This is a genomic window from Pseudomonas sp. GW458-11-26-14-LB4 (genome assembly GCF_059423925.1).
Map to the genome: position 1 here is coordinate 457,306 of NZ_JBWKYU010000002.1, position 23,883 is coordinate 481,188.

The 23,883-nt window shown below is 59.7% G+C and carries 19 protein-coding genes; 10 read left to right on the forward strand and 9 right to left on the reverse strand.

Annotated elements, in window-relative coordinates; translation table 11 throughout:
* The first annotated feature begins 58 nt into the window (after positions 1-58).
* Positions 59-1,135 carry a 4-hydroxyphenylpyruvate dioxygenase gene (gene hppD, locus AC07XZ_RS04920; RefSeq protein ID WP_007958955.1) on the forward strand — a complete coding sequence of 359 codons (1,077 nt, stop codon included), beginning with the start codon at positions 59-61 and terminating at the stop codon, positions 1,133-1,135.
* 63 nt (positions 1,136-1,198) lie between these two features.
* On the opposite strand, the gene rarD is transcribed toward hppD, so the two are convergent.
* The 3 genes from rarD to AC07XZ_RS04935 all read right to left on the reverse strand — a co-directional run bounded on the left by rarD (position 1,199) and on the right by AC07XZ_RS04935 (position 4,202).
* On the reverse strand, positions 1,199-2,080 hold the full coding sequence (gene rarD, locus AC07XZ_RS04925) for an EamA family transporter RarD (protein WP_085745546.1): 882 nt from the start codon (positions 2,078-2,080) through the stop codon (positions 1,199-1,201).
* A 139-nt stretch (positions 2,081-2,219) separates the two neighbouring features.
* Positions 2,220-3,233: an aldo/keto reductase gene (locus AC07XZ_RS04930; protein WP_102688040.1), complete on the reverse strand. Its 1,014-nt coding sequence runs from the start codon at positions 3,231-3,233 to the stop codon at positions 2,220-2,222.
* A gap of 69 nt (positions 3,234-3,302) precedes the next feature.
* Complete coding sequence (locus AC07XZ_RS04935) at positions 3,303-4,202, reverse strand: LysR family transcriptional regulator (protein WP_102688041.1); 900 nt, start codon at positions 4,200-4,202, stop codon at positions 3,303-3,305.
* A gap of 97 nt (positions 4,203-4,299) precedes the next feature.
* Here AC07XZ_RS04935 and AC07XZ_RS04940 point away from each other — a divergent pair, with 97 nt between their 5' ends.
* Positions 4,300-4,662 (forward strand): VOC family protein, encoded by a 363-nt coding sequence (locus tag AC07XZ_RS04940; RefSeq protein WP_102688042.1) that lies wholly within the window; start codon positions 4,300-4,302, stop codon positions 4,660-4,662.
* A gap of 544 nt (positions 4,663-5,206) precedes the next feature.
* On the forward strand, positions 5,207-5,578 hold the full coding sequence (locus AC07XZ_RS04945; protein WP_102688043.1) for a DUF6124 family protein: 372 nt from the start codon (positions 5,207-5,209) through the stop codon (positions 5,576-5,578).
* A gap of 56 nt (positions 5,579-5,634) precedes the next feature.
* On the opposite strand, the gene AC07XZ_RS04950 is transcribed toward AC07XZ_RS04945, so the two are convergent.
* Positions 5,635-6,945, reverse strand: a complete 1,311-nt coding sequence (locus tag AC07XZ_RS04950) for an MFS transporter (RefSeq protein ID WP_102688044.1) — start codon at positions 6,943-6,945, stop codon at positions 5,635-5,637.
* A 171-nt stretch (positions 6,946-7,116) separates the two neighbouring features.
* Here AC07XZ_RS04950 and AC07XZ_RS04955 point away from each other — a divergent pair, with 171 nt between their 5' ends.
* The 4 genes from AC07XZ_RS04955 to AC07XZ_RS04970 all read left to right on the forward strand — a co-directional run bounded on the left by AC07XZ_RS04955 (position 7,117) and on the right by AC07XZ_RS04970 (position 12,549).
* On the forward strand, positions 7,117-8,241 hold the full coding sequence (locus tag AC07XZ_RS04955) for a sugar diacid recognition domain-containing protein (protein ID WP_102688045.1): 1,125 nt from the start codon (positions 7,117-7,119) through the stop codon (positions 8,239-8,241).
* Positions 8,242-8,331: 90 nt separating this feature from the next.
* Positions 8,332-9,471 (forward strand): glycerate kinase, encoded by a 1,140-nt coding sequence (locus tag AC07XZ_RS04960; RefSeq protein ID WP_102688046.1) that lies wholly within the window; start codon positions 8,332-8,334, stop codon positions 9,469-9,471.
* A 223-nt stretch (positions 9,472-9,694) separates the two neighbouring features.
* Positions 9,695-11,320: a methyl-accepting chemotaxis protein gene (locus AC07XZ_RS04965; RefSeq protein ID WP_102688047.1), complete on the forward strand. Its 1,626-nt coding sequence runs from the start codon at positions 9,695-9,697 to the stop codon at positions 11,318-11,320.
* Positions 11,321-11,361: 41 nt separating this feature from the next.
* Positions 11,362-12,549 (forward strand): pyridoxal phosphate-dependent aminotransferase, encoded by a 1,188-nt coding sequence (locus AC07XZ_RS04970; RefSeq protein ID WP_102688048.1) that lies wholly within the window; start codon positions 11,362-11,364, stop codon positions 12,547-12,549.
* Positions 12,550-12,555: 6 nt separating this feature from the next.
* On the opposite strand, the gene AC07XZ_RS04975 is transcribed toward AC07XZ_RS04970, so the two are convergent.
* The 5 genes from AC07XZ_RS04975 to AC07XZ_RS04995 form a co-directional block, all read right to left on the reverse strand.
* Positions 12,556-13,524, reverse strand: coding sequence for a 2-hydroxyacid dehydrogenase (locus AC07XZ_RS04975; protein WP_102688076.1), 969 nt, complete (start codon positions 13,522-13,524; stop codon positions 12,556-12,558).
* 21 nt (positions 13,525-13,545) lie between these two features.
* Positions 13,546-14,844: an MFS transporter gene (locus tag AC07XZ_RS04980; protein ID WP_102688049.1), complete on the reverse strand. Its 1,299-nt coding sequence runs from the start codon at positions 14,842-14,844 to the stop codon at positions 13,546-13,548.
* 137 nt (positions 14,845-14,981) lie between these two features.
* Entirely contained in the window at positions 14,982-15,947 is a 966-nt protein-coding gene (locus AC07XZ_RS04985; protein ID WP_102688050.1) for a sugar kinase, read from the reverse strand.
* Positions 15,940-16,722 carry a sugar phosphate isomerase/epimerase family protein gene (locus AC07XZ_RS04990; protein WP_102688051.1) on the reverse strand — a complete coding sequence of 261 codons (783 nt, stop codon included), beginning with the start codon at positions 16,720-16,722 and terminating at the stop codon, positions 15,940-15,942. Before AC07XZ_RS04990 ends, AC07XZ_RS04985 begins: the two co-directional genes overlap by 8 nt.
* A gap of 64 nt (positions 16,723-16,786) precedes the next feature.
* The gene (locus AC07XZ_RS04995) at positions 16,787-17,812 is read right to left on the reverse strand and encodes a LacI family DNA-binding transcriptional regulator (RefSeq protein ID WP_102688052.1); all 1,026 of its coding nucleotides are present in this window, start codon (positions 17,810-17,812) and stop codon (positions 16,787-16,789) included.
* A gap of 241 nt (positions 17,813-18,053) precedes the next feature.
* Here AC07XZ_RS04995 and AC07XZ_RS05000 point away from each other — a divergent pair, with 241 nt between their 5' ends.
* The 3 genes from AC07XZ_RS05000 to AC07XZ_RS05010 all read left to right on the forward strand — a co-directional run bounded on the left by AC07XZ_RS05000 (position 18,054) and on the right by AC07XZ_RS05010 (position 23,837).
* On the forward strand, positions 18,054-18,854 hold the full coding sequence (locus tag AC07XZ_RS05000) for a hypothetical protein (RefSeq protein WP_102688053.1): 801 nt from the start codon (positions 18,054-18,056) through the stop codon (positions 18,852-18,854).
* A gap of 155 nt (positions 18,855-19,009) precedes the next feature.
* Positions 19,010-21,136 carry a hypothetical protein gene (locus AC07XZ_RS05005; RefSeq protein WP_102688054.1) on the forward strand — a complete coding sequence of 709 codons (2,127 nt, stop codon included), beginning with the start codon at positions 19,010-19,012 and terminating at the stop codon, positions 21,134-21,136.
* A 373-nt stretch (positions 21,137-21,509) separates the two neighbouring features.
* Positions 21,510-23,837 carry an autotransporter family protein gene (locus AC07XZ_RS05010; protein WP_256590581.1) on the forward strand — a complete coding sequence of 776 codons (2,328 nt, stop codon included), beginning with the start codon at positions 21,510-21,512 and terminating at the stop codon, positions 23,835-23,837.
* Positions 23,838-23,883 lie beyond the last annotated feature (46 nt).

Consider the following 23,883-nt stretch of genomic DNA (forward strand, 5'->3'; position numbering starts at 1 on the left):
TCTCAGCATTACTGACAAATAACTCTGGTTAATTGATAAGAATGATGAGGCGCCAACCATGGCAGATTTATACGAAAACCCAATGGGCCTGATGGGCTTCGAGTTCATCGAGTTCGCATCGCCGACACCTGGCACCCTGGAGCCGATCTTCGAGATCATGGGCTTCACCAAGGTCGCGACCCACCGTTCCAAGAACGTGCACCTGTATCGTCAGGGCGCGATCAACCTGATCCTCAACAACGAACCCCACAGCGTTGCTTCGTACTTCGCGGCCGAGCACGGCCCGTCCGTTTGCGGCATGGCGTTCCGGGTCAAGGATTCGCAGAAGGCCTACAACCGCGCACTGGAACTCGGCGCCCAGCCGATCCACATCGAAACCGGCCCGATGGAACTGAATCTGCCGGCGATCAAAGGCATTGGCGGTGCGCCACTGTACCTGATCGACCGTTTCGGCGAAGGCAGCTCGATCTATGACATCGACTTCGTGTTCCTCGAAGGCGTTGACCGCAACCCGGTCGGTGCCGGCCTGAAGATCATCGACCACCTGACCCACAACGTGTATCGCGGTCGCATGGCCTACTGGGCGAACTTCTACGAGAAGCTGTTCAACTTCCGCGAAATCCGCTACTTCGACATCAAGGGCGAATACACCGGCCTGACCTCGAAAGCGATGACAGCGCCGGACGGCATGATCCGCATCCCGCTCAATGAAGAATCGTCGAAGGGCGCCGGGCAGATCGAAGAGTTCCTGATGCAGTTCAACGGCGAAGGCATCCAGCACGTGGCGTTCCTCACCGATGACCTGGTCAAGACCTGGGATCAGTTGAAGAAGATCGGCATGCGTTTCATGACCGCGCCGCCGGACACCTACTACGAAATGCTCGAAGGCCGCCTGCCGAACCACGGCGAGCCGGTGGATCAACTGCAATCGCGCGGCATCCTGCTCGACGGTGCGTCGGATAAAGAAGACAAGCGTCTGCTGCTGCAGATCTTCTCGGAAACCCTGATGGGCCCGGTGTTCTTCGAATTCATCCAGCGCAAAGGCGACGATGGTTTCGGCGAAGGCAACTTCAAGGCTCTGTTCGAATCGATCGAGCGTGACCAGGTGCGTCGTGGCGTACTCGCTACCGAGTAATCCGCACCAGATGTAAAAAAGCCCGGCCTGCAGAAATGCAGGCCGGGCTTTTTATTGCGCGTCTTACGGGCGCCGTTGGCGCATCAGATGCTTGAAGCCTTCAAACACCAGCACCACCACGGCGAGCCAGATCGGGATGTAGGTCAGCCATTCTCCGGGCTTGATGCTCTCACCCAGCAGCAGCGCCACGCCGAGCAACAACACTGGCTCTACGTAACTCAACAAACCGAACAGACTGAACGGCAACAAACGGCTGGCGATGATGTACACCACCAGCGCCGATGCACTGATCAGACCGAGCAGCGGAATCAGCCATGTCAGCGCCGGGTACAGATCGAACACGCCGAAACCCTGTTCGCCGCCGCGCACAAACCAGTACGCCACCGGCAGCATCAAAGTCATATCGACCCACAAACCGCCGAGGTTGTCGGTCTTGAGGTATTTGCGCAGCACGAAATACAAAGGGTAACCGACGACCACCACCAGCGTCGCCCAGGAAAACCCGCCGACCTGATACAACTCGTTCAACACACCGAGGCTGGCAAAAAACACCGCGACTTTTTGCAGGTATGACAGGTTTTCGCCATAAGCGATGCGTCCGGTCAGGACCATGGACAACGGCAGCAGGAAGTAGCCCAGCGACACATCGAGGCTGTAGCCGTTGAGCGGCGCCCACATGAACAGCCACAACTGCACGCCCAGCAGCGCTGACGAAAGAATCAGGCCGCCGATCAACTTCGGCAGCGCAGGGATCCGGCGCAGCAGCTCCAGCACCCGCCGCCATTCGCCGGAAACCAGCATGAACACGGTCATGCAGGGCACGGTCAGCAACATCCGCCAACCGAAGATCTCCACGCCGCTCAACGGGGTGAGCAACGAGGTGTAGTAATACATGACGGCAAACAGCGTCGATGCTGTCACCGATAAAGCAATGCCTTTAGACAAACTGTCCTCGCGGGGGTGATGGTGAAACGGGGCGCGCAGGATACGTGGTTTTTGTGCTGAATATTGGCCGAGTGATCAATATTTCCAACATTCGACACAGGTCCCGTGAGAGCGGGAACCTGTGTCGAAGCATAGGTGCTTAAGCCTGATGCGATTTACGCCCCGACACAAAATGGCTCACATCATTAAACCCCGGCGTAGAAGCATGCCCCGGCGTCACCAGTGAGTCGATAAACGCTTCATCCTCAGCCGTAATCTTCACCGCCTGCGCCTTGGTGTACGCATCCCATTGTTCCTCGGTGCGCGGCCCGACAATCGCCGACGTCACCGCGCCGTTGTTCAGTACCCAGGCAATTGCGAATTCAACGATCCCGACCCCACGCTCCTGGGTGTATTGCTGAATCTGCTGGGCAATGCGCAACGACTCCACGCGCCATTCGGTTTCCAGAATCCGCTTGTCCTGGCGTCCGGCACGGCTGTTGGCGTCCGGGGTCACGTCCGGTGCGTACTTGCCGCTGAGCACGCCACGGGCCAGCGGGCTGTAAGGCACCACGCCAAGGCCGTAAGTCTGGGCGGCGGTGATCTGCTCGGTTTCGGCCTGACGGTTGACGATGTTGTACAGCGGCTGGCTGATCACCGGGCGATCGACGCCTAGTTTGTCCGCCACGCGAATCACCTCGGCAATCCGCCAGCCGCGATAATTCGACAGGCCCCAATAACGGATTTTGCCCTGGCGAATCAGATCGCCAATCGCCGAAATCGTCACTTCCAGCGGCGTGTTGTGGTCTTCGCGGTGCAGGTAATAGATGTCGAGATAATCGGTGCCGAGCCGGGTCAGGCTGGCTTCCAGACCATTGAAAATGTGCTTGCGGCTCAGGCCGCTGCGATTCGGCACGCCGTCCACCGGGCCGAAACCGACTTTGGTTGCAAGCACCCATTCATGCCGATGACGGGCGATGGCCTCGCCGACGATCTCTTCCGAGCGGCCGTTGGTGTAGACGTCCGCGGTGTCGATGAAGTTGATGCCCTGATCCCAGGCCTTGTCGATGATGCGCAGCGAGTCCTCTGCGCTGGTCTGTTCGCCGAACATCATCGTGCCGAGGGTGAGGGTGGACACCTGCAACCCCGAGTGACCCAGTGTGCGATAGCTCATGCCGAAATCCTTTTGTCGGTGGGAAAGCTTCCATCAAATACCAGAAGCGCCCAGCGCGGCAAAGTGAATTTATCGACGCAATGCCTCGCAACGTTCGCGCAAAAACGCCTGCAAGACTTTGACCCGTTCCGACACCTGCACCCGGTGCGGGCACAGCAGATTGAACGGCACGCTCTCGCCGTGCCAGTCATCGAACAGCGTCACCAGCCGCCCGGCGCGCACGTCTTCGGCCACATCGAGCCAGGCCTTGTAGGCGATGCCGTGCCCGGCGAGCGCCCAGCGGCGAGCGACTTCACCGTCGTCGCTGAGGTAGTCACCGCGTACTTCGACCTCGACGGTTTCGTCTTCGCGATGGAAGCGCCAGGTGTTATAGGGCCGGCCATTACGCAGATAGAGCAGGGCGCTGTGCTCGCTCAATTCGGCAGGGTTTTGCGGTGTGCCGTGGCGCTCCAGATACGCGGGGCTGGCGCAGACCACACGCCGATGCTCAGGCAGAATCGGCAACGCCACCAGCGTCGAATCACTCGGCACGCCGAAGCGCAGCGCCACGTCCACCGTTTCGCGAAACAGATCCGCATGCCGGTCATTGAGCAGCAATTGCAGTTGAATGTGCGGGTGCTCGCGCTTGAAATCGTCCAGCCAAGGCAGCAACACATTGCGCCCGAAGTCCGACGGCGCCGCCAGTTGCAGCACGCCGCTCAAGCCTTCGGTCTGCTGCTTCAGCGCCTGTTCGCCCTCGGCCAGGGTGGCCAGCGCCAGACGCACACTTTCCAGATAACGCCGGCCTTCTTCGGTCAGGCGCATGCTGCGGGTGGACCGGGCAAACAGGCGGATGCCGAGGCGGGTTTCCAGGCGTTTCAGCGCGATGCTGGCGGCGGCCGGCGTCAGCTCCAGCGCCCGGGCGGCGGCGGAGATGCTGCCGGAGTCGGCGGTGCGGACGAAGATTTCCAGATCGAGGATTGAGCTCATTAGTAAAAATCCGTTGAAGATCCTTGGCGTTTTGCGGGATTTTTCCGGGATTGGCAAGCGCAGATACTGAAATCCTGAATAACCGCAGGAGACAGACATGACGTGGACATTTGATCATCTTGCTTTCAACACCGCTGACGGTCAGGCGCTGCAGGACGCTTTTGGTGGGTTGTTGGGATTGACGCCGGGGCGCCGGCCGCCGTTTCCGTTTCCCGGGCGGTGGTTGTATCAGGATGAGGAGGCGTTGGTGCATGTGATTGAGCAGCCGGCGCTGGATGAGGCGGCGTTGAGTCATATTGCGTTTCGTACCGATGAAGACGCAGCCGCGGTTTTGAAGCGGGTGCAGGGCAGTGGGTTGCCGTATCAGGTGGCGCAGGTGCCGGAGGATGGGATCTGGCAGATTTTTGTGCAGATGCCGGGTGGGGTGGTTTTGGAGTTGGATGCGAAATCGGGGGCTTAGAATCAAGGGCTCCCTCACCCCAGCCCTCTCCCGGAGGGAGAGGGAGCCGACGGAGGTGTTCTCACAAGTTACGCCGACGTGAAATACCGAGTCGAACTCCGGTTTTGAAAAACATACACATCGGCTCCCTTTCCCCCTCGCCCCCTTGGGGGAGAGGGCTGGGGTGAGGGGGTAAATTCTCAAGTACACCGCAGTGTTTAAGCCATGCGTTTAAAGGACACGTCCAGACACGCACCCCAGGCTACACAACCTTGCGCCGTTGCCTACGACTAAGCCAGAATCCGCCGGCTTGTGCGCTCAAGGGCCGGGTTTTATCGTTGTCCCGTCGCTGAAAAGAACAGCGATCGGGTTTGGTAGCCCGGGTCTTTAAGTGCAGAGTGCTCCATTTTGTAGAGTCTTTTGTCTCTGTTTTATGGTGGTCATTCGCAGGGCACCTTCGGGTGCGCCGTTTCTCCTAAGGCCCGGTCTACCAACCTGCGTCTGGCCACCACCATCGTTTGGTAGCGAGTGTGGTGGCTCCAATAAGCGCCTTAGGAGTTTCACCATGATCAAACCAACACCCAACCCACCCGAAGCCGACACCACCTCGCCCTACGAATCCCTCGACTCCAAGACCTTCCACGAAGCCGCCGAACGCGCCCTCGACCACTACCTCAATCCGCTGCTCCCCAGAAAACCGCTGCTCAAACCCAACACCCGCTACCTCATCGCCCCCGGCATCGACAGTGAAGAACTGCTGGCCGACGCCTCTGAAACCCTGACCTGCGCCAAAACCATGGCCACCGATTTCGCCGGACTGGTGGACGGCTCGCAGCGGCACGTATTGCTGGGCATTGCCCAACTGATCATGCTGAGTGAACTGGCGGTGAACCGGGCGCTGGATAATCTGGAACTCAAGACTGAAGCACCGCTGTAGCTAGATCCAAAAGAAAAACGGCCCGAAAAGGGCCGTTTCTGTATTTCGACTAAGGCTTAAGCCCGCAACGTCCGCGTCATCCGCAACGCCAGCAGACTCCCGCCAACAATCACCCCCGCCAGCAGATACAACGCCGCATCCGTCGACCCGGTGCTGTCCTTCACCCAACCCACAAGGTAAGGGCTCAGGAACCCGGCCATCTGCCCCATCGAGTTGATCAACGCCAACCCACCCGCCGCAGCACCCGCGCTCAGCATGGCAGTCGGCACCGGCCAGAACATCGGCAGACCGGTCAGCGCGCCCATGGTCGCAATGGTCAGGCCGAGAATCGCAATTGCCGGATTCGCCGCGAAGTTCACCGCGATCAGCAGGCCGACAGCCCCCATCAACATCGGCACCACCAAGTGCCAGCGACGCTCTTTACGCAGGTCTGCCGAGCGACCTACTACCAGCATGAACACGGCGGCCAGCAGGTAAGGAATCGCACTCAACCAGCCAATCACCAGGTTGTCGCTGAAGCCGAGGTTCTTGATGATCGACGGCAGCCAGAAGTTGATCGCGTACACGCCGCTCTGGATGCAGAAATAGATCAGGCCGAATGCCCAGATCGCCGGGTTCTTGAACACGGCGATCAGCGAATCGGATGTGGTTTTCGGTTTGTTCGCCAGGTCTTCTGCCTGATCCGCTTCCAGCACCGAACGCTCATGTGCGGTCAGCCACTTGGCGTTGGCGAAGTTGTCGCTGAGCAGGAAGTAGGCGAGGGCGCCCAGGACCACGGTCGGAATGCCTTGCAGCAGGAACATCCACTGCCAGCCGGCGAGGCCACCTTGCCCTGCGGCGAAGTGATTGAGGATCCAGCCGGAAAACGGGCTGCCGAGCAAACCCGAAACAGGGATTGCCGACATGAACAGCGCCATGATCCGGCCACGGCGGAAAGTCGGGAACCACTGCGAGAGATACAGCACAACGCCCGGGAAGAACCCGGCTTCAGCCGCGCCGGTGAACAGGCGCAGGGTATAGAACCCGGTCGGTGTGGTGACGAACAGCAGGCAGGTCGACAGCGTGCCCCAGGTGATCATCATCAGCGCGATCCAGCGCCGTGGGCCGAATTTGGTCAGGGCCAGGTTGCTCGGTACGCCGCACAGCACGTAGCCGATGAAGAAGATACCGGCCCCGAGGCCGTACACGGTTTCGCTGAATTTCAGCGCGTCGAGCATCTGCAGTTTGGCGAATCCAACGTTGACCCGGTCGAGGTAGTTGAACAGGTAGCAGATGAAGATGAAGGGAATCAAACGCAGGGTGATGCGTTTGTAGACGGCGTTTTTATCGTCATCGATGGTCTGGGCGGCAGCGGCGCTCTGCGACATGGCGGCTCTCTCTTTATTATGATTTTTTGCGATGCAAAGGGTAACGTTGATCGCCCTGAGAGTCTCGGCCACCTTTGGCCGGATTGTCTTTGTGCCTGAGCACAGGGTTTGCTGCCAGACCCTGTGCGGGTGAACAACCGTCCGCGCCTGTTTTCAAGGATTCCAGCCCTTATGTTCGAACTCGATCACGACCTCGCCCAGGATATCGTCGACCGGGCCATGGCCATTTTGCCGTACAACGTCAACGTCATGGACAGCCAGGGGCTGATTCTCGGCAGCGGCGAGCCGGAGCGGATCAACACCCGCCACGAGGGCGCGCAACTGGTGCTGGCCAACGGGCGGGTGGTGGAGATTGACGCGCAGACGGCGGTGCATCTGAAAGGCGTGCAGCCGGGGATCAATCTGCCGCTGTTGCTCGATCAGCGTTTGATCGGCGTACTCGGCATCACCGGCGAGCCGGAGCAGCTGCGCACTTACGCCGAACTGGTGCGCATGACCGCTGAAATGCTGGTGGGCCAGCGCAACCAGCAATCCGAACAGCAATGGCGGCGGCAGCGTTGCGATGACTTGCTCGCGCTGCTGTTGAGTGAAGCGGGGGATTCGCCGCGTTTGGTGGATGAAGCCCAGCAACTCGGGCTCAAACCGCAACTGACGCGGGTGCCGTATCTGTTCGAGTTGGGCCTGGAACACGGGCCGGGGCAAACCGTCGAGGCGCTGAGTGCCTGGTTGTTGTCGCGCTACCCCGACAGTTGGTGCGTGAGTTCCGCCAAGTCGTCGCTGCTCTGGTGCCGGCCGGCCAGTCAGAACGTCGAGCATGATCGCCTGCTGGAAAAACTCGATGGTCTGGGCTGGAACATTCTGCGCATCGCAGTGGGCGGGCAGGCCGATGGGCTGGCCGGGTTGCGCCGTTGCTATCGAAGGGTGGGCGACTTGCTCGCCTATGGCCGCGAAGTGCTGCCGCGCTCACGCCTGCTGACCCTCAATCGCTATCGTTTGCCGGTCATGCTCTGGCGTCATCGCAACGATGATGCACTGGATGAACTGCTCAAACCGTTACGCAAGGTCATCGCCAAAGACAGCAACGGCCAGTTGCTCGCGACTTTGCGCAGCTGGTGCGATCACGACGGGCAGAGCCAGTCCTGCGCCGATGCCTTGGGCATTCACCGCAACAGCCTGCGTTACCGGATGGAGCGGATTGCCGAGTTGAGCGGGGTCGATCCGCTGAAACTCGATGGCATGCTGGCGTTGTATCTCGGGGTGCAATTGCTGCCGCAGACTGACGATTTGTCGAAATGAACAATAAACGCCAATCCAACTTGTGCAGCGGACAGGCGTCAACGCACAAGGCGACTGGCAGCATGAGGGCATTGGAACTGGAGAATTCGTATGAAAATCGTCATCGCCCCCGATTCGTTCAAGGACAGCCTGAGTGCCCAAGGCGTTGCAGAAGCCATCGCGCTGGGCCTGGCGCAGGTCTGGCCGCAGGCGACGCTGGTCAAATGCCCGATGGCCGACGGTGGCGAAGGGACGGTGGAGTCGATTCTCGCCGCGTGCGAAGGCGAACTGCGCCGCACCCGCGTGCGTGGCCCGTTGGGCGCAGCAGTTGAAGCTGCGTGGGGCTGGTTGCCGCATAACCACACCGCAATCATCGAAATGGCCGAGGCCAGCGGCTTGCAACTGGTGCCGCCGGGGCAGCGTGATGCGTGCATCAGCAGCACGTTCGGCACCGGTGAACTGATCCGCGCTGCGCTGGATGCCGGCGCACAACGCGTCATTCTGGCCATCGGCGGCAGCGCCACCAATGACGGCGGCGCCGGCGCGATGCAGGCGCTGGGCGTGAAACTGCTGAATGCTCAAGGGCAAGCTCTGGTGCCGGGCGGATTGGCGTTGGCGCAACTCGCACGTCTGGACCTGAGCGAACTCGACCCGCGTCTGGCTTACGTCCGTTTCGACATCGCCGCTGACGTCAACAATCCACTGTGCGGCCCCCACGGCGCTTCGGCGATTTTTGGCCCACAAAAGGGCGCATCACCGGCGCAAGTTCAACAACTGGATCAGGCCCTCGGCCACTTCGCCGGACTCTGCGCGCAGGCGTTGGGCAAGGACGTACGCGATGAACCGGGCAGTGGTGCCGCAGGTGGGTTGGGCTTTGCCGCCAAAGCGTTTCTCGGCGCACGCTTCCAGGCCGGTGTCGAAGTCGTCGCAGAACTGGTCGGACTGTCCGACGCAGTGAAGGGCGCAGATCTGGTGATTACCGGAGAAGGGCGCTTCGATGCCCAGACCCTGCGCGGCAAAACCCCGTTTGGCGTGGCGCGGATCGCCAAGCAACACGGCGTACCGGTAATCGTCATTGCCGGTACGTTGGGCGAGGGCTATCAAGCGCTCTACGATCACGGCATCGACGCTGCATTCGCGGTCACCAGCGGCCCGATGTCCCTGGAACAAGCCTGCGCCGAAGCCCCGCGCCTGTTGCGTGAACGTGCAACAGATATTGCTCGCGTATGGGGTATGGCAGCTCCAGCCTGACCTGTCAGTCATCATCTGAAGCGAAGGGTGTTTCACCGCTGAAACACCCGCAACACTTTGAAAAATATTTCATCTTTCCCCGCAATCTTCCTCAAGCCTGGCCGATACAGAAGTCAGGCGCACACAAGACTTCTTAAAACAGTGACGCCGGACTGAAGCCCGCCCCAAGGGCCAGTGATCACGGCATGGACGCTCGTAGTTTCATTCATCCGAGAGTCCTCCTATGTCCTTGCGTAATCTGAATATCGCGCCCCGTGCCTTCCTCGGTTTTGCCTTTATTGCCTTGCTGGTGATCGTGCTTGGCGTGTTCGCCGTCAACCGCATGTCGATCATCCGTCAGGCTTCCCTGGAGATGGACTCGACGCAGTTGCCAAGCGTCACCCAACTCGCCGTGGTCACGGAAAACGTCTTGCGTCTGCGCATTCTGTCGTTCCGCATTCTGGTCAACCGCGAACCGGCTGGTTTGCAGGAAGCCCAGACCCGCATCGGTGTGCTGGTGGACAAGGTGCGCGCTGCCCAGGCCAGTTACGCAGTCCTGCCGGCCGGCCCGGAGGAACGCGCGTTATATCAGGAGTTTTCGACGACTCTCGACAACTATGTGCTAGCGCAGAACCAGATGATGGAGCTGTCGCGCCAGGACAAGCTCGACGAGATGCGCGCCCTGATCAACACGAAGATCAAGGACGGCACCGACAAGATGGGCGAACAGCTCAACAAGCTGATTGCAATCAATGCCGCCGACGCGAAGACCGCTTCCACTCAGGCGGGTGAGTATTACAACAGTGCCATTACCGGCATCGTCGCCGTGGCCGTGATTGCCGCGTTGCTGACCGTGCTGTTGGCCTGGCTGTTGACCCGCAGCATCGTCACCCCGCTGAACCGCGCGGTCGCTGCCGCGCAAACCATCGCCGGCGGCAACCTGACCAAAGTCATCGAAATCGACGGCAAGGACGAACCGGCGCGCCTGCTTGAAGCGCTGGCCGCGATGCAGACCAACCTGCGCAAGACCATCGAACAGATCGCCGGCTCCGCTACGCAACTGGGCGCCGCCGCCGAAGAGCTCAGCGCCGTGACCGAAGAAGCGTCCCGTGGTCTGCAACAGCAGAACGACGAAATCGAACAGGCCGCCACCGCCGTCAACGAAATGAGCGCTGCGGTGGAAGAGGTCGCACGCAACGCGGTGTCGACTTCCGAAGCCTCGAACCAGTCGACCCACGCCGCCCGTGAAGGTCGCGACCAAGTGGTGAAAACCGTCGATGCGATCCAGACCATGACCCACGACGTCCAAAACACCGCGCAAATGATTGAAGGCCTGGCCGCTCAGGGCCGCGACATCGGCAAGGTGCTGGACGTGATCCGCGCCATCGCCGAACAGACCAACCTGCTGGCGCTCAACGCCGCCATTGAAGCCGCCCGTGCCGGTGAAGCCGGGCGTGGCTTCGCGGTGGTAGCGGATGAAGTTCGCGCCTTGGCCCATCGCACCGCGCAGTCGACCCAGGAAATCGAAAAAATGGTCGCCGGCATCCAGAACGGCACCGGCGAAGCGGTCGAGTCGATGCAACAGAGCAACCAGCGCACTCAGTCGACTCTGGAAATGGCCCGTGCCGCCGGCATCGCGCTGGAGCAGATCACCCAATCGATCCACCAGATCAACGAACGCAACCTGGTGATCGCCAGCGCTTCGGAAGAACAGGCGCAGGTGTCCCGCGAGGTCGATCGCAACCTGGTCAACATTCGCGACCTGGCCACCCAATCAGCTGCCGGCGCGAATCAAACCAGCGCCGCGACCCACGAACTGTCGCGTCTGGCGGTGGATTTGAATGCGATGGTGGCGCGCTTTGTGATTTGACCTAGGGTGAAGGCTGGAGACCGCGCAATCAGGAGACGTACATGCGCTATTCAGCCTTGACCCAACGAATCGCCGGGGAGGGAGCAGCAGCCTGGCGGATTCACGACCGAGCGCTGGAGCTGCGCGCCGAAGGGGTCGATGTGTTGCTGCTGTCGGTGGGTGATCCGGATTTCGATACGCCGCTGCCGATCATCCACGGCGCCATCGACAGCCTGTTGGCGGGCGATACCCATTATTCCGAAGTGCGCGGCCGGCTGGAGTTGCGCAGGCGCATCGCCGAGCACCATCGGCAACGCAGCGGCCAGGACGTCGATGCCGAGCATGTGATCGTGCTGCCCGGCGCGCAATGCGCGGTGTATTCGGTGGCGCAGTGTCTGCTCGATCCGGGCGATGAAGTGATCGTCGCCGAACCGATGTACGTGACTTATGAAGGTGTGTTCGGTGCCTGTGGCGCAACCGTGGTGCCGGTGCCGGTTCGCCCGGAAAACGGTTTCCGGGTCGATCCGGCGGATGTCGCGACGCGGATCACTCCGAAAACGCGAGCCATGTTGCTCAACAGTCCCAACAATCCCTCCGGTGCGAGTCTGTCGCTGCTGATCTGGCAAGAGCTGGCGGCGTTGTGCATCCGCCATGACCTGTGGCTGATCAGCGATGAGGTCTACAGCGAATTGTTATACGAAGGTGAGCACGTCAGCCCGGCGAGCCTGCCGGGCATGGCCGAGCGCACCGCGACCATCAACAGTCTGTCCAAATCCCATGCGATGACCGGGTGGCGGATCGGCTGGATGATCGGGCCGAAACCCTTGGCCGAGCATTTGGTAAATCTGTCGCTGAGCATGTTGTTCGGTCTGCCGGACTTTGTGCAGAAAGCGGCGCAGATCGCGCTGGAGAAAGATCTGCCGGAAGTGATGCAGATGCGCGAGGAATACCGGTTGCGTCGGGATCTGGTGTGCGAGCGGTTGCGTGGTTGTCCGGGGTTGTACCCGATCAAACCGGATGGCGGGATGTTCGTGATGGTCGACGTGCGCCAGACCGGGCTCGGCGCGCAGGATTTTGCCGAGCGATTGCTGGAGGGGTATGGGGTTTCGGTGCTGGCGGGTGAGGCGTTCGGGCCGAGTGCGGCGGGGCATATTCGCATCGGGCTGGTGGTGGATCGGGTGAAGCTGGCTGATGCGTGTTCAAGGATTGCCTTGTGCGCTGCGCAACTTTTGCAAGTGCGCAGCGCCTGACCTCGATCAGTGGAAGGGATTCACCAGGTTGGCGGGTCTTTCTCCCGCCAACCCCGCCAACAGATTCTCCACTGCACAACGCGCCATCGCTTCACGCGTTTCATGGGTCGCCGAACCCATATGCGGCGTCGCCACCACGTTGTTCAGCTGCAACAACGGCGAGTCATGATTCAGCGGCTCACGCTCGAACACATCCAGCCCCGCCGCGCGAATCCGGTTATGGCGCAAGGTGTCGATCAGCGCGGCCTCATCCACCACCTTGCCCCGGGAAATGTTGATGAAGATGCTGTCCGGCCGCATCAGCGCAAACTGTTCCGCGCCAATCAAACCTTCAGTCTGCGCCGTCAACGGCAAGGTCAGACAGATGAAATCCGCCTCCTGTAACAGATTTTCCAGGCTGCGGTACTTCGCATCAAAACGTTCTTCAACCGCCGGTTTGCGCGACTGGCTGTGATAGATCACCGGCATCCCGAACCCGAAATGCCCGCGCTGCGCCAACGCCTCGCCAATTCGCCCCATACCGATGATGCCCAGCGTCTTGCCATGCACATCGGTACCGAAATGCGCCGGGCCGATGCTGCGGTGCCAGTGACCGCCGCGCACCATGTTCGCCAGCTCCACCACCCGCCGGGCGGTGGCCAGGATCAACGCGAAACCGGTGTCGGCGGTGGTTTCGGTGAGCACGTCCGGGGTGTTGGTCAGCAGGATTTTGCGCCGGGTCAGGTAATCGATGTCGTAGTTGTCGACACCCACCGAGACGCTGGAAATCGCTTCAAGCTTCGGTGCCAGATCGAGCAGCGCCGCGTCCAGTTTCAGGCTGGCGCCGAGCAGGCCTTGGGCGGCGGGCAGGGCGTCGCGCAGCTTCATCAGACCGTCCGCGTCGAGGCTGTCGATCAGCGTCACGTCGACCTGTTCCTCAAGGCGCGCCATCAGCGCCGGCGACAGTTTCTTGTACAGCACAACCTGCTTTTTCATCGCAGTCATCTCTCTATCAATTCAGGAATGGGCCGGCAGCGGACGCGGTGCGACACGCTTGGCCGTCACCCGGTCGCTGGCGCCGGGCTTGAGAAAAATCGTCAGCACCACCGAGAGCATCAGCGCGCCGCTCATCAACAGATACGAAGCGCCGGGCGAACCGGTGGAGCTGTTCAGGTAACCGACCAGATACGAACCGCCGAAAGAACCGAGGGCGCCCATGCTGTTGATCAGCGCCATGGCGCCGCCGGCAACGTTGGCCGGCAGAATCTCCGGGACGATGGCGAAGAACGGCCCGTAAGGCGCGTACATGCAGGCGCCGGCAATCACCAGCAGCGTGTACGACCACCAGAAATGCTCCGCGCCCAGAGCGTAGGAGCCGTAGAACGCCACCGAAGCAATCAGCAGCGGCGGCCAGACGAAGCGTTTGCGCTTTTGCAGTTTGTCCGAGCCCCACGACACCAGCAGCATGCCGATCACTGCCGCCAGATACGGCAGCGCCGACAGCCAGCCGGCCTCGATCATGTCCATTTGCGCGCCGGCCTTGAGGATCGACGGCAGCCACAGCACGAAGCCGTAGACGCCGATGCTCCAGCAGAAAAATTGCAGCGCCAGAATGATCACCTTCGGCGAACGGAAGGCTTCAGCGTAGTTCTTCACCGCTTTGATGCCGACCTGTTCGGCAGCGAGCGCGCTTTCCAGATCGTGCTTTTCCTGCTCGCTGAGCCACTTGGCCTGGGCCGGACGATCATCGGCGAGCTTCCACCAGATGAATGCCCAGAGCACCGCCGGCAAGCCTTCGATGATGAACATCCAGCGCCAACTGAAATGCTGCACCAGATAGCCCGAAACCACCGACATCCACAGCATCGTTACCGGGTTGCCGAGGATCAGGAAGGTATTGGCCCGCGAACGTTCGGCGCGGGTAAACCAGTGGCACAGGTACACCAGCATCGCCGGCATCACCGCCGCTTCGACCACACCGAGCATGAAGCGGATGACGATCAGCCAATAGGCGTTGGAGACCACGCCGGTCAACGTGGCGAGCCCGCCCCAGAGGATCAGGCTGACGAAGATCAGCTTCTTGACGCTGTGCTTCTGCGCGTAGATCGCGCCGGGCACCTGGAAGAAAAAGTAGCCGAGGAAGAACAGCGCGCCGAGCAGCGAGGACAGGCCCGGGGTGATCATCAGGTCGGCGGCCATCCCGGACGCGGCAGCGAATCCGTAATTGGCGCGGTCGAGGTACGCCAGGCTGTAGGTGATGAACACGATCGGCATGATGTACCACCAGCGGCGGGTGGCGAGGGTTGCAGTTTTCATGGTCTTGCTCCTGAGCTTGTTGTTTTTGTCGCAGCAGGTTCAATGGTTTATTGCTTGATCGTTCCCACGTCGAGGCGTCGAACCGTCCGCGTGGGAATGCCTCCGGGGACGCTCGGCGTCCAATGTGACGCAGAGCGTCACGTGCTGCATTCCCACGCAGGAGCGTGGGAAAGATCAGCGGTGAGTTCGGATCGGGTCGGCAAACCCTCCATGTCGCCACGGCTCTGCACCGCACGACTGCCAATCCAGTTGGCGCGTCTGACGGCTTCGGGAAAGCTCTGATGCTCCAGCAGGGCACTGATCATCCCCACCGCAAATCCATCGCCGGCGCCGACCGTATCGACCACGGTTTCAACCGGCACCCCGGCGACAAACCCCTGATCCAGATGCGTGCGGTAATACGCACCCTGCGGCCCGAGCTTGATCGCCACCGCTTCGGCACCCTGATCGAGATAGAACGCGGCGATATCCGCCGGGTCTTCAAACCCGGTCAGCAGTCGCCCTTCGCTCAACCCCGGCAACACCCAGTGGGCGAGGGCGGCGAGGCGGTTGATCTCGCGGATCATCTCTCGCTCGCTGGCCCACAGGCTCGGACGCAGATTCGGGTCGAACGAGACGCTGCGCCCGGCGTTGCGCATGCGGGTCATCAGTTCACGGGACATTTCCCGCGCCGAAGCCGACAGCGCCGGCGGAATGCCGGTGGCGTGCAGGTGCCGGGCGCTTAACAACGTCGGGGTGATCGACTGCGGCGACAGATGACTGGCCGCCGAGCCGCGACGGAAGTATTCGACCGTCGGATCGCTGCCGTCATCGTTGCGCGATTTGAGCTGGAAACCGGTCGGGTGCGCGTTGTCGACTTCGACATGGCTGCAATCCAGGCCTTCGCGGGCCAGGGTTTCGACGACAAATCGTCCCAGCGAATCAGCACCGACCCGGCTCAGCCACGCCACCTTGAAGCCCAGTCGAGACAGTCCGATGGCCACGTTGCTGTCCGCCCCGGCAATCCGCTTGTGAAACTGCTCGACGGAGGCCAGATCGCCGCTCTGTTCAGCGACAAACATGGCCATGGTTTCGCCGAACGACAGAATATCGATCTCAGACATGAGCAGGCTCCAGGCGGGACTGGCCGAGGCGGGTGAGGGCGGCGACGTGTTCGGTGGTGAGTTGCACCAGGTCTTCGCCCTGCAACGGGTATTCGGCGGCGCGCATGACCCCTTGGGCCATGTGCCGCAGCAGTTGTTCCCACAGATGCAGGTCAGTGGCGGCGGGCGGCACGGCCACCAGTTTGCCGTCGGCACGGCGGGCCACGGCTTTGCAATGCACGTAACCGACGTGACGGCCCAGCAGGCGTGCGGCACTGGTGGCGGACTGGTCTTGCCACTGCCAGTTGCCGATGTCGAACGTCATCTTGATCGGCAGGTTGTGTTGCTCAACGGCGGCGAAGAAACGCTGGAACGGTTCGATGCGGCCGCCGTGCAAGGTCTGGTCGTTCTCCACCAGCAGTTGTACCGGGCTTTGCGCAAGGATTTGCGCCAGCGTCTGCAGATCGTTGTTGTCGGTGAAAAAACCAAGGGAGACCTTCAGCCACTTCGAGCCGAACGCTTCGGCGTTTTGCAGCGCGGTGATGAGTTCCGGATTGGGCCGCGACTGACCGGCGAGCCACAGTTCGGTCGGTGAGGAATAGATGCTTTGCAGGCCTTGGGCTTGCGTGGCGGTGGAGAGTTGTTCCGGGACTTCGTTGGTCAGCAACTCTTCGCGCCATTCGATGCGATGGGCGCCGGCAGCGGCCAGCACTTCGAGGAACGAAGCCTGACCACGACGGCGAACAAGGTCGGCGCCGTAGCTGGAAAGACTGATGGAAACGGCAGGTTTATTCATTGTTATCTACCTCTGAAACCGGTTTCATTTTTGTTCAAAAAAAATTTTGTGGCCCCGTAGGGCCTTATTCCGCCTTGCTGCGCGTCGAACCGCGCTCAATCAGCACCGGTGCAAAATCCAGCGTCCGCGCCGCTTCATCATCCCCACGCAACCGCTTGAGCAAGCACTCAAACGCCCGCGCACCAATCTCCTCCGTCGGCTGAGCGAGGGCAGTAATCCCGCTGCCCACCAACGGATACCAGTCCAGATCATCCAGCGCGATCAACCCGACATCCTCGAACAACCGGCAGCCAATCTCGCGCAAGGCCAGGGTGCAAGCCAACGCCGCCACGCCGTTGGCGCAGAACAGGGCTTTCGGGCCCGAATCAGGTGCGTTCAAAAAGGTTTGAAGATCGTTCGCAAGACTCGAACCGGTTTCCAGCACCGCGCCACGCATGTCTTTGCGCTGACCAATCTGCTGCTGAAAACTGCTGACCCGCTCGATCCGCGAACTGGTGCCGTCATAGGGTTCGGTCACCAGCAGCACATCGCGATAGCCACGCTGCTGAAGATGTTCGAGCGCCATCTCGATGGCCTGCGGGTTGTTCAATCCGACCATGTCACTGTCGAGCCCCTCGACCTTGCGATCCACCAGTACCAGCGGCATTTCCCGCTTCAGCCCATCCAGCTCATCCCGATGATGGCCCAGGGTGTTCACGATCAGCCCTTCGATGTTGTACGAGCGCAGCAGCGCCAGGTGCTGGCGTTCCTGCTCGTCATCGCGGTCGGTATTGCACACCACCAGGCTGTAACCGTGCCGGCGGCAGGCGGTTTCCACACCGTGCATCACGGCAATCGAATAAGGGTTGCGGATATCGGCCACCAGCATGCCGATCAGACGAGTGCGCCCGCGTTTCAGGCCTCGGGCCATCTGATTGGGGCGATAGCCCAGTTCGGCAATCGCCTGCTCGATGCGCCGGGCAATGGCATCGGAGAGCAGGGCGCGGTCATCGCCGATAAAGCGCGAGACGCTGGCCTTGGACACGCCAGCGTGTTCGGCGACATCGAGCATGGTCACGCGGCTGCGCTGGGCGGCGGAGAAATCGTTCACGGTTGAAAAAGCCTTTTTATTGGAATTGTTCGAGTCAGCACGGCAAGGCTGAAACCGGTTTCAGATAACCGCATTAACCATCGCTTCGTCAAGCCCGAGAGGATCTGAATCAGAAACAGCTGAAGGTCAATTCCGACCAGCGGTCATCAAACCTGTCAGATCTGACAGTAGGCGAAAGCGCGGTTACTGCGTTTAATTTCTTCCGAAGCAAAGTGTTTTTTACGCCTCTGGAGAACAGTGGATGAGCGCCAAAAAATCCATCGGGACATTCGCCTTGCCGTTGACCATCGACGGGGTCGGCGCCGACAAAGTGCTGCCCCTGGATGCGCATATCAACGGCGTCACACTGCAAATCCCGCCGTGGGTTGCACCTTCGATCATTCCGGGCAGAAGTGATTTGCTGGAGATCTGGGTACTTGAGCCCGGGGCAACATCCGAGACGCGTTTCTACAACAACCTGTTTCCGGTTCCGGTGGTCTTTCCGGGCACGATCCACCTGCCTGCGCAGTACTTGCAACAGACAGGCGACATCACGTTGAGGTACCGGGTGACCTCCGGCGACACCAGGAATGAAGATGACTCGCTACCGCAAGTGTTCACCCTCAAGCGCCCGGTGCCGGTCAAATTGAAAGAGGTGGTTTATCCCGACGCGAACCTTTGGGGCTGGCTCATGTGTTTAACATTCCCGGCGATCTGGGATGTGGTGGTCGTGCGGGTTCCGGCGCAACCGGGAACGTTTCTGGCGAATGATGAGTGCGTACTGAATTGGGAAGGCTGCACGAGCCTGAACGGTGTCAACCCAATTCCGGGCACGGCGCTACGAATTCGAAAAACGCTGTCGCAACAGGAAGCGACCTCTCCCCAAGGGTTCGATTTCAGACTCGACAGTAGCTACTACGTCCAATACATCAAACCGATCGAATTCGGATCTGCGATGTGCACCTACACCCACTACCGAAACGGTGTTGCGCTGGCCAGTTCATATCCGGAATTCGTGAAGATCGACAGGCGCCTTTCCGGGAAACCGCCTTGCGGTCCTTGAATCAAGCAGTCCAAAAAAGCAGTGAAAAGCGATAGATCCAACAAAACGTTGGCAGAACGTCAATCCCAGGAACACGCAGCCCGCAGTCGCGAAATTCTTCATTGGGAAACAACGTTGATGGTTCAACAACACACTCATCGATGGAGTTCACGAACATGAATATGCAGGCTAAAACGGGTGGTGGTGCTCTGGCGTTGCCGCCAACGATTGTGGATCAGTTGGCAGATGGTCGACTGACGTATCAACAACTGAAAGTTGATAAAAAAGTGACCTTTCAGTTGGCGGACGTTGATGACAAAACTCCGGATGGTGCGCACCAAATTCAACTGTATATCTTTCCGGAAGGGGCGCAGCTGATACCGGGAGATCCGACTTATTTAGTGGACACTAAGCTTAAAGCCAGCCAGCCAGGAGGTGACTGGACTTTTCCGGTCAGTTTTGACCGGACCGACACGCAGCTCAGTATCTTCGTCGACAAGTTCTCGGCTAGCGGGGATTACAACAAGTTTTTTGCAGCGTTCGTTATCATTGACGTATACGGGAACCTCGACAACTCTCAACCGCATCTCGAGATCCTCATCGACCTGACTGCACAATGGCAGCGCCAACCCGGCACTGGCAATGGCACCGGCAATCGGCCGCTGCAGATCAGCCTGACAGGTTTGCCAACCGTCATCGATGACGATTGGTTGAACAACCCTGCCAACGCTGGCGGCTTGAACATCACCATTCCAACGGGCTGGACAAAATTCGAACCAGGCCTTGATCTGGTCAACTTCTTCATCTCCCAACTCACGACATTCACCGGCATGCAAGGTGAGGGCGCTGTTGTTGCAGATTTCCCGGTGCCGTCTGACGGCGTTATCAATATTTCACTGGTCATTCTGCAAGCGTTGAAGGATGGCGCGTATTTTTCCTCCTACAACCTAAAGGATGCCGCGGGCAATATCAGCAACAACGCACCCATCACGCTGCTGTTCAATCGGGTCAGCGCACCGGCCCCGGTGCTGGGTATTCCAAGGATTCCGGCGACCGGTATCAACGGTCAGACGCCCATTACGCTCGCATCATTCAAATCTGATCCAGATGCAGTGGTAATGGAGATCGATTTCCCGACCAACTCGTTGCAAGATGACCGAATCCTGCCGCATATCATGGATTCGAAGGGTATTGTCCATGATCTTGCGGAACAGACAATCCCGGCGCCAGGCACTGCCGGGCCGCTGAAATTCGTGATTGATTACGCCTTTTGGGCGGTGGTCTTCGGCGACCCTAACCGGGACACCGAAGAGCAGGTCGAGTACTGGTACGAATTGATTCGCTCGACGATTACACCGAATCCGGTTTCCACGCCTCAGCAATTTGCTACTGTCGATTTTGCATACGCCGGGGATGAGCAGCCGAACCTTCCTGAACTGGAAAACCCCAATGCCATCCCGGTGATCGTTCAGGGTGGCGGCACGCCTGTGCCTGCACCCAACACGCTTGGCCCGGCTCAGGCCGGTCTTGATGCAACCATGATCTGGAACTTGTGGACAAATCCTCTGCGGCCGATTACCGGTCGAGAAATCGTCACGTTCTTCTATCAGGGCAAACAAGTGGGTCAGCCTGTGGGCGTGCAGGTTGGCGCGACGAGGGTCACCACGCGATTGCCTTGGGCCGAGATTCTGTTGGAAGGGAACGGCACCGGCGCTACCGCGCGCGAGGCCTACATTGTTGTCTCCTACCCCGGCAGTTCAAACGCGATGACGCAGACGCCTGTTACGCGTGTCAACGTGACAGCGATCGTGATCAATCTGCCGGCGCCGAAGATTGTCGTTTCGGCGTTCAGAACCCCCACCGGTGCGGTGGTTCCCGAGAGCTTCTTGATGTCCGTCAACTGCCCGTGTCTGGATCACCCGGCTGTCGCGAACGGACCGATGCCGCCGTATGAGGCTACACGCAGACTGCGGATCAGGGTCGAGCGGGATGCCAACATCCCGACAGGTGCAACGGTTGCGTTAAAATTTGAGGGGCGGACGACCAACGGAGTTGGCGGGACGGTGATACCCAACACGCCATTCACAGATTCCAAGCCCATGCCTGCAACGGGCCCTCTGGAATTTAACGTGCCATACACCAATGTCCGTCCGATCCAGCTGCCGAGCCCCGGTCCTGGCCAGCGTCCGGCGACTCAATATGCGTACATCGAGTATGGGGTCAACGGCATTACAGCGTCGGTCATCGTCCCTGTCGCGCTCTTGAACTCGAGCCTGGTGTATTGCGACCAGAACCGTCCTTGATCGTGCATCAACAGTACTTCGAGTGAAGTTTCCTGCGATGGAGACGGCAGTCAATACCGTCCCCATCGTGGGAATCGAAGTCAGATACGGGTGCTCTTACGGGACAAGGGGATAAGTCGTACGAAGATGGAGATTAGTCCTACATATCCCTCGGAAAGTTATCCGTAGTCTGGCGACCGCTTCAGTTCCGGCTCGCAACTCGTTTGAGTCGGACGCTCGTTCCTCACGGAATGTAATCGAGTAGGACTCAACCATGTCGCCCAAATTGAACACCCCGTTTCAGAAAACCTCGATCAGCTTGGGAATTTTGTCCCTGCTGCCCCTATTGATGAATTCGCCGCTCACCCAGGCGGGTACCGTTCCGGCGGGTACCATGCTTGCCATTGACGGCACGACGCCGGTGCAAATCTGGCAACTTCAAGACAACGCCATCCTGAATGCCACCAATGCCACGACACTGGAAATGAACAGCAATCCCGGTGGCCTGATCAATCTGACGGGCTCGAATGTCAACGCCGCAGCGGTCTCGGGGATTTCACTGGTCAACGCCAGCGCAACCCTGGACAACTCAACGGTTAACAATGCCACTGGCATCGGCATTTCGGCAGTACGCAATAACAACAGCGTAGGCGGTTCAAGCGTGACGCTGCGTAATGGCTCAGTTGTTCAGGGCTTGACGGGGGGCATTGCGGGCAACCGATTCAGCGTCATCAGTCTGCAAAACTCCACCGCCGAAGGCACTGGTGCGAACAGCTTCGGGATCAGGATGCTGGAAGGTTCACTGTCGGCCACCGGCAGTACGATTAGCGGCGGTCTTAATGGCGTGACGGTTGGCACTGACACTCAGGTGAACGCCGTTATCCCGACCAAAATAATTCTGGACGGCACTCGTGTCGAAGGCCAGACCGGCTCGGCACTGGTGGTCGGCATCAACGCGCCGAATTTCCCGACAGTGGCAGACATCGAAGTGCGTAACCGTTCGACGCTGGTGGCCGGCAACAACACGTTGCTTGAAGTCCGACAAGGTGCTTCGGCTGGATTCCTCGTCGAGAACAGTGACCTGACCGGTAACGTCACGGTGGTTTCGGGCAGTTCCGCGAATGTCACGTTGCAGAACAATGCGTCGCTGACCGGTGATCTGCAAAACGTCACGACCGCGGTGTTGAACAATCAGGCGCGCATGACCGGCAATGTGCTCGGTGCTTCGAGTGTGGCGCTCGACAACGGCTCGACCCTGACCGGCAATCTCGACAACGTCGCCACGGTGACGATCAACAATCAGAGCGTCATGAACGGTGACGTCAATGCTTCTGCCAATAGTGCTTCGAGTCTGACGCTGGACAATGCTGCCACGCTCACCGGCCAGGTGAACAATGTCGCCAATTTTGCGATCAACAATCAGGCGCTATGGCAGATGACCGGCAGTCAATCGGTGAACAATCTGTCGCTGGGCAATGGCGGCACGGTAGGTTTCGGCACTCCTCAGCAATACTTTCAATTGAACGTCGCCAACCTGTCGGGCAACGGCACGTTCCGGATGGGCACCGACTTCAATCAGGGTCTCAGCGACCTGCTGAATGTCACGCGCAGTGCTTCCGGCTACCATCAGTTGCTGGTCACCAGTTCCGGTCTTGATCCGGTCAATGACTCGTCCATCAAAGTGGTGCAGAGCGTGGCGTCAGGCGCGCAGTACGGCCTGGTGAACAACCGTGTCGACGTAGGCGCATTCACTTATCTTCTGGTGAAGAAGGGAGATGACTGGTTCCTGCAACCGGACAAGACTGTTGTCAGCACACCGACACGCGCCGCATTGGCCATTGCCGGTACAGCCCCGACAGTGACCTATGGCGAAACGGTTCTGCTGAACAACCGCATGGGTGATTTGCGGGTCAATGGCGGGCAAACGGGCGGATGGGTGCGCTCTTTCGGCAGCCAGTACAGCATCAGTAACAATGCTTACGGAAATGGTTACAAACAACGACAGTATGGTTTCTCGATGGGCGTCGATACGCCGGTGCAAATCGCCGGCGAGCGTGTACTGCTCGGTGTGTTTGCCGGTTACAGCAAATCCGATCTGGATTTGAGCCGAGGCAGCTCCGGGGAAATCGGCAGCACCTCACTCGGTCTCTACGGCACCTGGCTGGGCGCCCGCGGTTACTACCTGGACGCGGTGGGCAAGCTCAATCACTTTCGCAACAAGGCCGACGTGATGCTGAGTGACAACACCAAAACCAAAGGCAGTTACAACAGTCTGGGTGCAAGCGCGTCGGTGGAGTTCGGCAAGCATATTGAGTTCGCGGATGGCTATTACATCGAACCGTTCACCCAATGGCAGGCAGCCTCGGTGCAAGGCAAGGATTTTCGTCTGGACAATGGTCTGAGTGTCGACGCTGATACCACCCGTTCCATGCTGGGCAAGGCGGGCCTGAACTTAGGGCGAGGCATGAAACTGGCGGATGGCAGTGTCCTGCAACCCCACGTGCGGGTGGCTGCCGTACATGAGTTCGTCAAAACCAACGAAGTGCGGGTCAACGACAACAAGTTCAACAATGATCTTTCCGGCACGCGCTTCGAAGTGGCCGCCGGCGCATCCTGGACCCTGAATGACCGCTGGCAGCTGCACGCGGAGCTGGACACCAGCAAGGGCGACAACGTCACCAAAGACTTCGGTGTGAACATGGGGGCGCATTACAGGTTCTGAGGGAACGGAAACTAAAAAGGGAAGCGATGGCTTCCCTTTTTTGTGC

Coding starts and splice junctions, on each gene's coding strand:
- hppD (WP_007958955.1), top strand. CDS start 59: ATGGCAGATTTATACGAAAACCCAATGGGCCTGATGGGCTTCGAGTTC.
- AC07XZ_RS04930 (WP_102688040.1), bottom strand. CDS start 3,233: ATGAGCTATCGCACACTGGGTCACTCGGGGTTGCAGGTGTCCACCCTC.
- AC07XZ_RS04935 (WP_102688041.1), bottom strand. CDS start 4,202: ATGAGCTCAATCCTCGATCTGGAAATCTTCGTCCGCACCGCCGACTCC.
- AC07XZ_RS04940 (WP_102688042.1), top strand. CDS start 4,300: ATGACGTGGACATTTGATCATCTTGCTTTCAACACCGCTGACGGTCAG.
- AC07XZ_RS04945 (WP_102688043.1), top strand. CDS start 5,207: ATGATCAAACCAACACCCAACCCACCCGAAGCCGACACCACCTCGCCC.
- AC07XZ_RS04950 (WP_102688044.1), bottom strand. CDS start 6,945: ATGTCGCAGAGCGCCGCTGCCGCCCAGACCATCGATGACGATAAAAAC.
- AC07XZ_RS04955 (WP_102688045.1), top strand. CDS start 7,117: ATGTTCGAACTCGATCACGACCTCGCCCAGGATATCGTCGACCGGGCC.
- AC07XZ_RS04960 (WP_102688046.1), top strand. CDS start 8,332: ATGAAAATCGTCATCGCCCCCGATTCGTTCAAGGACAGCCTGAGTGCC.
- AC07XZ_RS04965 (WP_102688047.1), top strand. CDS start 9,695: ATGTCCTTGCGTAATCTGAATATCGCGCCCCGTGCCTTCCTCGGTTTT.
- AC07XZ_RS04970 (WP_102688048.1), top strand. CDS start 11,362: ATGCGCTATTCAGCCTTGACCCAACGAATCGCCGGGGAGGGAGCAGCA.
- AC07XZ_RS04975 (WP_102688076.1), bottom strand. CDS start 13,524: ATGAAAAAGCAGGTTGTGCTGTACAAGAAACTGTCGCCGGCGCTGATG.
- AC07XZ_RS04980 (WP_102688049.1), bottom strand. CDS start 14,844: ATGAAAACTGCAACCCTCGCCACCCGCCGCTGGTGGTACATCATGCCG.
- AC07XZ_RS04985 (WP_102688050.1), bottom strand. CDS start 15,947: ATGTCTGAGATCGATATTCTGTCGTTCGGCGAAACCATGGCCATGTTT.
- AC07XZ_RS04990 (WP_102688051.1), bottom strand. CDS start 16,722: ATGAATAAACCTGCCGTTTCCATCAGTCTTTCCAGCTACGGCGCCGAC.
- AC07XZ_RS05000 (WP_102688053.1), top strand. CDS start 18,054: ATGAGCGCCAAAAAATCCATCGGGACATTCGCCTTGCCGTTGACCATC.
- AC07XZ_RS05005 (WP_102688054.1), top strand. CDS start 19,010: ATGAATATGCAGGCTAAAACGGGTGGTGGTGCTCTGGCGTTGCCGCCA.
- AC07XZ_RS05010 (WP_256590581.1), top strand. CDS start 21,510: ATGCTTGCCATTGACGGCACGACGCCGGTGCAAATCTGGCAACTTCAA.